This window comes from Clostridium sp. OM05-6BH (genome assembly GCF_003481635.1).
In the GTDB taxonomy this organism is placed as follows: domain Bacteria; phylum Bacillota; class Clostridia; order Lachnospirales; family Lachnospiraceae; genus Butyribacter.
Map to the genome: position 1 here is coordinate 21,752 of NZ_QULH01000023.1, position 9,298 is coordinate 31,049.

Annotated in this window: 8 protein-coding genes; all 8 read right to left on the bottom strand. The window is 36.8% G+C overall.

Annotated features, from left to right (window positions below; all coding sequences use genetic code 11):
- Positions 1–43 precede the first annotated feature (43 nt).
- Positions 44–370, bottom strand: coding sequence for a rhodanese-like domain-containing protein (locus DXB73_RS12855; protein WP_182448350.1), 327 nt, complete (start codon positions 368–370; stop codon positions 44–46).
- Between the two features lie 63 nt (positions 371–433).
- A complete protein-coding gene (locus DXB73_RS12860; protein WP_182448349.1) occupies positions 434–1,735 on the bottom strand; it encodes a GHKL domain-containing protein in 1,302 nt (433 codons plus the stop codon).
- Positions 1,735–2,469: a LytTR family DNA-binding domain-containing protein gene (locus tag DXB73_RS12865; protein WP_182448348.1), complete on the bottom strand. Its 735-nt coding sequence runs from the start codon at positions 2,467–2,469 to the stop codon at positions 1,735–1,737. Before DXB73_RS12865 ends, DXB73_RS12860 begins: the two co-directional genes overlap by 1 nt.
- A 207-nt stretch (positions 2,470–2,676) precedes the next feature.
- Positions 2,677–3,999 (bottom strand): hypothetical protein, encoded by a 1,323-nt coding sequence (locus DXB73_RS12870; protein WP_118691387.1) that lies wholly within the window; start codon positions 3,997–3,999, stop codon positions 2,677–2,679.
- A 68-nt stretch (positions 4,000–4,067) separates the two neighbouring features.
- Positions 4,068–5,606 carry a leucine-rich repeat domain-containing protein gene (locus DXB73_RS12875; protein ID WP_118691388.1) on the bottom strand — a complete coding sequence of 513 codons (1,539 nt, stop codon included), beginning with the start codon at positions 5,604–5,606 and terminating at the stop codon, positions 4,068–4,070.
- 17 nt (positions 5,607–5,623) lie between these two features.
- Positions 5,624–6,493, bottom strand: coding sequence for a hypothetical protein (locus DXB73_RS12880; protein ID WP_118691389.1), 870 nt, complete (start codon positions 6,491–6,493; stop codon positions 5,624–5,626).
- A gap of 221 nt (positions 6,494–6,714) precedes the next feature.
- A complete protein-coding gene (locus DXB73_RS12885; protein ID WP_118691390.1) occupies positions 6,715–8,262 on the bottom strand; it encodes a hypothetical protein in 1,548 nt (515 codons plus the stop codon).
- Between the two features lie 800 nt (positions 8,263–9,062).
- Positions 9,063–9,298, bottom strand: a 236-nt coding sequence (locus tag DXB73_RS14725; RefSeq protein ID WP_207665876.1) for a leucine-rich repeat protein, incomplete at its 5' end; no start/stop codon positions are given.

The window sequence follows — 9,298 nt, forward strand, 5'->3', positions numbered from 1 at the left end:
ACAATGCTTTCAGAATTTTATCTATTATTCTGCCATGGAATAGTCAAATTGTCAAACCAGCCAATGTCCTTCCACAGCGCATAAATCCGCCCCCCACGCTGATTGCCGGATACCCTTTACGAACGAGATCCCTGGCTACGATCAAGCTGATATTACCTCTGTCGCAATACAATACAATGGCTCGTATCTCTTTTTCCTGCTGTTCTAAAATAGTGTCTATATTTTGCTCCAAAGTTTCCCAGTCTGCATACACCGCTCCGGGCAGGTGCCCCTGCTCATAATCTGCTTTTTCGCGCAGATCAAGCAGAATACAACCATCCCTTTGCATATATTCTTTTAGCGTTTCGCAAGATATGATCTTAATCTGCATACGCATTCCCCCACGCTTATTTTCAGTCCTATATAGATATCTTATTCCTTTAACAGAATTTGGTCACTCTCGCCCCGGTACTCCTTTGTAATAAACCGCCTTGCGCCCCTCTCCTAACGGAAGTACGCCCATCGTGAGAAAGAAATCGTCCTGAACCTCCGTTACCAATGCCCCGCCATGCCTTTCCAGCGTCTCCCGGACATTGTGCAGCCCCACTCCATGAAACCAGTCCTCATGAGGCATCTTAACCGGCTGTTGTGGCGGCATTCCATTCTTGGCAAAAATGCGGATCGTGTTGTCTAACATTTCTAATTCAAACAACACATATCGTTTGTCCCTATCTGTTACAAGCGGCACTGCTTTCATTTGATTATCTGTGATATTTCCTATAATCGTTACCAGATCATATTCAGGAATATCCCGCATACGTGCCTCCTCAATATTAACAGTAAGATAACACGGAATATTCATCTCCTGCAGCCGGGTCTTCATATTGCTCAAAATACTATCTACTGCAAGATTACCTATGCAAATGCTTCCATAAGTTTCTTGTAATGTTCCGCTAATACGTTCAATATAGTCCATCGCCCCCTGCGCATCATCTGACTGCAGCTTGGCTCCGATATAGCGCAGATGTTTATTGGCGTCGTGTAACAATCGATTGCCGGATCGAAACGCCGTAGATAACTGTTCATATTTTTCCTTTTGTGTCTCAAGTTGATTATTTAACTGGAACACCTTGCTAGCCCGGATAATATAATCCGATAACTCATCCAACAAATAATATGACACAATGTTCAACAACATAATGCACCCCGTCGCAATATAACTAATATAATCGATATACATGGATTTACGATATAATACGCATAACACAAATATGCAGGCAATCGGTATTGCAAAATATGTGATCAGATAATGTGTTGGAATGTTTTTTTGTTTTTTCTGCAAAAGCATAAGTATCATAAGAAACACTAGCAAAAACAGCTTCGAAATAAACATACCGAGCACATTAATATCCTGGAAATATTTCTCAGATACAACTAAAAAAACAACATTTGCAAAAATTTCCGATACAATTGCTGCTACTTGAAATACCACAACTGCAACAATACGTTTTGCCACTTTAGCATCATACAAAAGTGTCATAGCAAACAGTCCCAAAAGGCTTACCGACATATTAACTGCTATATACGGTGCCACTGTATTAAATACGTAATTAATTCCTTCCATCATCGCAAAAGCGCCCCAAATAACCGCCGTAGAAGCAAATTCTCTGCGCCTTTCCTTGGAAAAATACTTATCGTAAAATACATAGATCAGCAATGCATCGATCACATAACTAAAAATCTCCATTAATATCATTACATTGCTCCTCCTTTTCGCACCAAATATTTTGTGAATTGCTCCTGAAGTTCCTTTACTTTCCTGCGACTTACACTGATACATTCACCATTTTCAAGATGAATCTCCTTCTTCTCCAAACGCCATACAGAAGATAAATTCACCAAATGCGTACGACTCACTCGGATAAAATCCTTATCAACTAACACCCCTTCCAGTTCCTGCAAGGTGTTTTTCACAATATAGTTATCCTGCGTCATATGCACACATAATTTATCCTGTTCCTTCGGCTTTTCTATATATAAAATTTGGTCAATACTCTGCAGCAATTCTCCCTGCTCTGTATGCAATAATATCTTATGGTGATCTGTCCTAAGATAATTCATTGCATTCTGTATCTCCTTAATAAATGAATCCGTTTCTAATGGTTTCATTAAGTATTGAAAGGGCTGCACTCGAAAGCTTTGCTGCATATACTCCGGATAACTCGTTAAAAAGATAATAATAACTTCACGGTTGATCCGGCGCATCTGTTCTGCCACCTGCATTCCTGAAATAAGCGGCATCTCCATGTCTAATAAAATGATATCATATTTTGAATGGTCCGCTTGATATGCTTGGATCAAGTTCCGTCCATCGGTATAATAATCAACCTGCGTCTCTATGTCCGTCTGCACCTCAAGACGAACAAAACATTCTTTGAGTCGATCTAAAATTTGTTGTTCATCGTCACAACATGCTATTCTATATAACATATTCCCATCTCCTTCGCTATTTTCATTTACATTCATACTAGCATATTTTTGCTGTCTATAACCAAAAAACTTTTGAACGGTCGTTTTTTGCCGGTGAACGGTCAATGTTAAACCCTAACACACAATAATCATATTTCCAAAAAACGGACGCTGTCAATCAGCGCCCGTCTCATCAATTCTAATTCGTTATTTCTGTTATTGCTACGCTTATACTATCTGCCATGTAATGTTAAAACCACACTCTTTCGCCTGATTCTGATAGTAATTTAATTCTTTCCAATTCTTATTGACAATAATCTTACATGAAATTTTAAATCCCGGCATAAAGTCAAATCCAGATCCCAAGTCATCCTGATCACAGATCAACAATGAATTGCGAACATCCAATTCTTTTATTCCACTGTCTCCAAATATTACATCCCTCAACTTTGCCTGATTTGACAAGTCTAATTTCGACAGCTTTGTCGTTCCTCGTACATATACCGTCACTAATTCGCGGCAATTTTGTACGTTTAAGGATGTAATCTTGGTCTGTGACGCATTTAGGTGCTTCAATGCCGTATACTTTCTTAAATCCAGCGAGGATATTTTAGTCTCACTACAATCAAGTTCCTCTATAGCACTTGGATTAGGAACGGATAACATCTTAGAAACTTTCGTATTCCGGTATCTCAAAACCTTTAATTTTTTATTAGCAGAAAGATCCATCTTGGATATTTTGCTGTCACTAATATCCAACTCTTCCAACTTTTTATTTTTCTTCACTGAAAGCGTTGTTATTTTTGAACCGCCCACTCTAAGCTCTCGTAAATTTTTCATTTTACTGACATTAAGTTTCTTAATCGATCCGCTATAGTTTAACTTTAATACACGTAATCCATTCGTGCCGTTCAAATTAACTTTCTTTAACTGACTAACCTCCAAATCCACACTACGTAATTTTTTGCAATTTTGTGCCAATATGTTTTTTAATGCAACCGGATAATTACCTTGTGCAATAAGTCGTACAGATGAATCAGAAACATTAAGTTTGTTATAATGGCCTTGATCCAAATGAATTCGATCCAGCTTCTTAAAGCCATGAAAATCAAGTGTACATGGCATTTTTTCTACTGCAAAATAAACATCGTGTAAATTCTTAGACAGTTTTATTTTTCTTACTGTTGTCGCTGCAAGATTAAGAGATCTTAATTTTTTATTCTTACTAAGATCAATAGACTTAACATTAACAGCATACAAGTCTAATGAACGCAAATTTGTAAAATACTGTACTCCTTTCAAAGAAATACTTTTACTTTTCTTAGAATCTACGTTTAAGTATTTTATGCCCTTTATCTCTGCTTTACTTAACTTTCCGTCTTTATTCTTGTCATAACTTTTACGCAGTTCCTTTCGCAAAGCCTTACTAGGAAAATTCTTTTGCGTTATACTGATTTGACGGCTGGAGGCCGCCTCACTATAATTACCTGTTTGTGACATTACTGTTAATGCCATCGCTCCAATCATCATACATTTCAATAATTTTCTCATGATTTATTCCCCTTTCTTTTCCCAAAGATTACTAGCTAGAATTCCTTTGTCCCATATACTGGACTGCACTATTTCTCAACTACTTTTATTTTCCATTTCTTCGCCAGTTTCTTGATCCATTTTTTGTCTGCCTTTCGAAGCTTTTTGTTGATGACGAGTTTCTTTGGTACACCATTTTTTCCTTTATGAAGAGTATATTCATTTGTGATCTGTCTCTTGCGTACATAATTATTCATCACCTTCCACGCAGACACATCAAGCGTTCCAACAGCGCCTTGGCTAGAATATCCCGTATACACGTTATAAACTCCATCTGCTATATCCATATCGCGTGTATATCGATTTGCAAAATACGAATCAACCAATTCATAATAGCCAGACCAACCTTTCGTCTGAACTTTCGGATAAATCACTTTTCCTGTTTTTTTGTTGGAAAGATCCAAATAATGCAGATTTTTATTATGGCTTAGATCCAATGTGTTCACTGTAGAACATGCTGTTCTCAGACTGAACAATTTCGGACAATTTACAAAGCTTAACTTCTTCACTTTTTTTCCATAATACTGTATATGCTGCAGTGATTTGCTTTTTATGGAAATATTGGTCGTGGCATTATTAATCATGCCAAGTTCGGTCAGCTGCGTACATTTGCTAATATTTAATTTGCTCGTTTTATCTCCAATAAATAAACGTTGTAATTTTATTGCACCGGAAGCATTCATCGACTTTATTGCTGTACCGTACAAATGCAGCTCCTTTAATGCAGATGCGCTCTGGGATCCCTTTTTCAATGTCACTTTTGTCAAAGACGGTATACCGCACGCATATACTCGTTTTAATCGCTTCATTTGAGACAGATCAAGCGTTTTATATTTCGCCTTTGTCTGCATACATTCTTTTCCTAATGATAAGTACATTTGCTGTGGCTCTCCTAACCACAACTCCTGCAATGTATTTTTCAATGGGCTGACATCAATACTCTTCAAAGTGCAGTTAATAACATAAAGTTTTTTAAGATTCATTTTTGTCAGTGGTTTAAGATTTAATGCACTAATCTTACAATCTTCCAAGCTCAACGTTTCTAGCTTGGTGGTACTCAAAGGCGTAAGATCCATTTGCTGTGCCGGCATATTTTCAAGAACAAGATATTTCAAAGAACTGTTCTTAAGTGCTGTCAGATCAAGTTTTGTTTTGCTGTTGCCACGCAAATACAGCGATTCTAACTTAGGAAAACAAGCCGACAGATTATCCCCTCTGTAGTCCCATCCTTTCTCAATACCGCCCGCAGCCTGATAGTGCAGGTCCAATTTCAAAGAATGGATATTTCCAAATAGCTGCATTCCCGTAAAATCAATTTTGCTGCCTTCCTTATAATTCTGTGAAATCCGCAGATCCGTATAAGAAAAGGTTGTTACTTTAGCCCTCTCTTCATCAGAGAGTATCCCATCTTTATTTATGTCATATTTATCGACGGATGCCCGGACACAAGCATCTGGGAATGTTTTCTCATCAATCTTTACGGATGCTGCATCTACATGGTTACCGGCACCAAACAAAATTCCTGCCGCCAACAATGCGCTTGCCAAAAACCATTTTACGTTTCTCATATATATCACCCTCTCTTTCATCTCTTAATGAGCTTTGCTCCAGCTTTCTTAGTTGTTTTTTTCAGTTTCTGAACAAGTTTTTTGTTCATCTTTTTGCTGATAACAATCTTTGTCTTGCGAAGCTTTCCTGTGATCTTTACGCTCTTTAACTTCTTATTTTTACTCAGATTGATTTGTCCGATTGCTTTTTGTGTCGTATCGGTAAGCTGCAGCTGCTTTAATTTTTTGCAGCCTGTTACATTTACTTTTTGGATGTTAGCTGTTGTAATGTCCAAACGCTTTGCGTTCGGAAAACATTTTCCAAGCGGCTTGCTCTTAGCCGCAAATTTACCATTAATGCAAACACGTTTGACCTTTGGCGCACTGACGGTACATTCCAGACTGCCATCTTCATCATCCAATAAGACATCTACACTTTCCAGCGTTTTAGATGTGCCGGTCAACTTCACTTTCTGTCCACCATACGAACGTATCACTAATTCCTTTACCTTTGGAAAACATTGAAAGAAATTATCCGCTCTAAAATTCCAATCTCCCTGCACTCTTCCTCCGATATTGTACCTGAGATCCAGCGTTACTGATGTGATATTCGAAAAGTTCTGCATACCGCTAAAATCAACCGCCTGCCCTCCATCTAAGCCGTAACGAAAGAATGTCTTTCCCGTAACAACAAAATACGTAACACCTGCTTTTTCTGCCTCTGGCAAATAATATGTTGAATGTGCCGTGTCATACTCGCACATTTCCTGCACGTAATGGTAAACATACGGATCAGGAAATGTCTTCTCATTCAAGTTGATATTTGCCGCATCTGCTGTTCCTCCTGCAAAGCAGGCGATTCCTAACGCTGCTATCGTACTTAAGATTATTTTTTTCCATTGGATCATATAAAACCCCTCCTTTGATATTAATCAACAATTACTAGCTAGAATTCCTTTGACTGTTCACTTATTATTACAGCAAATCTAATTTCCACCGTCAATACATTCCGCGTAATCTTAAGAATTCTTAAGAATTAACCTCAATATCACAGAAACGGATACCATTGCACGGCATCCGTTTCTTGATTATTTCAATACAATTTCTTAAACCCATATACTGGACTGCACTATTTCTCAACTACTTTTACATGCCACTTCTTAGCAAACTTTTTGATCCATTTCTTGTCTGCTTTGCGAAGCTTTTTGTTGATAACGAGTTTCTTTGTTGTTGAGTTGCATAATGTTTTAACCTGATATTTTTTTACTTTTACAGGCATCTTACGATATTTACTAACATCTACTGTAATACCATACCCGGTATATCGGCATTTTTCAGCACGATCATACTGTTTATAGGATGTATTAAGCTGTTTCGAATTGCTCAATTTAGGTAATATAATCTTCTTAAATCTTGCCTTTCTATTAGCATGAAAGTACACCAATTTTTTATTTTTGCTTAGATCCAAATTTCCCATCGATGCCTTTGATTTCCGATCAATTGTCACCCCGATAAGATTTGGACATCCGGTAACGTTAATTTTTTGTATAACCTTACTGCTTACATCCAAATATTTTAAGCTTCTGTTTTTAATAATAAGCTTCTTCAAAGAATTACTGTCAATGAGCAGCTTCTTTAACCGCTTGCACTGATTGATATTCAAATTCGTAAGTTTACCGCCTACATATACTTCCTCTAAATTAGGTACCACAGATAAATTTAATGATTTTATCTTGTTATTCACAAGATGAATCGTTTTTAATTTATTTAGTTCACATTTCCCCTTGGAATCCTTGACAACAAGGCGTTCTAAGCTGCCGGCATTACATACTTCCAATGTTTCAAGCTTTCTCATATGAGAAATATCTATTGTTTTTAGTGTTGTCATTTCTTCCAACGGATTGCTATTCTGTTGCAAATCTTGCCAACTATTAGCTACATCTAAGCGTTTTAATGTGTCTTTGTAAATCGAAAGATCAAATATTTTATTGCCACCATAATACGCAATTGATATCTGTTCCACTCTCTTAAATCCATAAATCTCTTTCTCTAAATCCTTTACATAATTCATCTGCACAACTCTCGCATTCGGAAAACATTTTCCCCAATCCTGACTGTAACCGCAAAGCTTAGTATGCCCATTTAACGTCGAACACACTGTCAATTGTTCTACTGACGTTATTGGTGCATTAACAGAAACATTAGATGCAGCAATTTCCAAATGCTTTAGATTTCTGTTTGCTGTGGAAAGCGTTACCTGTCCTGTGGCAAATAGATTCAATTTTTCAACATACGGAAACACAGAGAATATATCCGTATTTTTACAATTCCAATATTTGCAGTTATACTTTCCCCCTTGAAAAAGCTGTTCAATTGTAACCTGTTTAAGATTTGTAAAAATCTCCATTCCGGTAAAATCTATTTCCATTCCGGAAGTAACTCCATATGTATACAGATTTTGTCCATTCCAATCCAGCTTAGTCACTGCTTTAATTTCAGCATCAGAAAGTTCTCCATCGCGATTTGTGTCCTGCTTGTTTGCGAAAGTACGAACACATGCATTCGGAAATGTCTTCTCATCAATTTTAACTGATGCCGCATCTGCTGTTCCTCCTGCAAAGCAGGCGATTCCTAACGCTGCTATCGTACTTAAGATTATTTTTTTCCATTGGATCATAATGACCACTCCTTCCTGTTATTATGAATTTTTTTGTTTCCCTTATACCGCAACATAGCAGCATAAGGGATATTACTTTTTTTCTTTGATACATTTAGTACACCAAATATTAATTACAAAATCAATAGTTTGAACGCAATCTTAAGAATTCTTAAGAATTGAAACAGCTCCTACCAATGTGATAATTTTTCCCATGCGGCATCAATATCACACTGTAGCATAATCACTAAAACTATGTTATGCCGTATTGGTATTTCCTCCTTTCTTTTGTTGCAGATATCCTAGCACACTTTTTATGATTGCGAACAAAAAACTTTTGAACGGTCGTTTTTTGCCGGTGAACGGTCAATTTTACAATTTTGTCATTTCATACGTCTTGTTTTCTATTGCTTTTTGTATTACTGACTATTCCAAAAATCATGGAACAAAGTACTATAAACAAGGCAAAATTGATTTCTTTCACATAACATGTCAAAGAATTCCACTTTAAGATTAGTGAGATGCTGTAAATTGCAACTATATATCTGCAAGTCTTTTTCTTTTCGATCTTTCTTTGCTCACTATCTAATGGTTTATTTATACTATCAACCGGAGATAACAGAATAATAATTGCAGATATCAGTGCCATGAACCGCAGATTATCAAAGGTATCAGGAAGTCTCTCTGAGACAAATACTACAGTCAAATAGTATATTATAGATAATCCAAAACACACTTTGGCAGTGTTGGCATGCCAACCACCACCATGACTGCGCATCGGAATTACTATTCCTATAATTACTCTATCTTATATAATGACTTCATTTCACTAACTTATATTTAATATGATATTTCTTGGCATATTTGTACGCATAACTTCCCTTCTTCACATATAAAGTAAGTTTTTTGCATCCACGAAAAGCTGTTTTATCTATCTTTTTAACGGATTTAGGAATTGTTAGTTTGCGAAGGCTTTTGCAGTTACGAAACGTATTTATTCCTATATAGGTACATTTCTTAGGTATATTTACTTTCCGCAATTTTACACAGTCTGCAA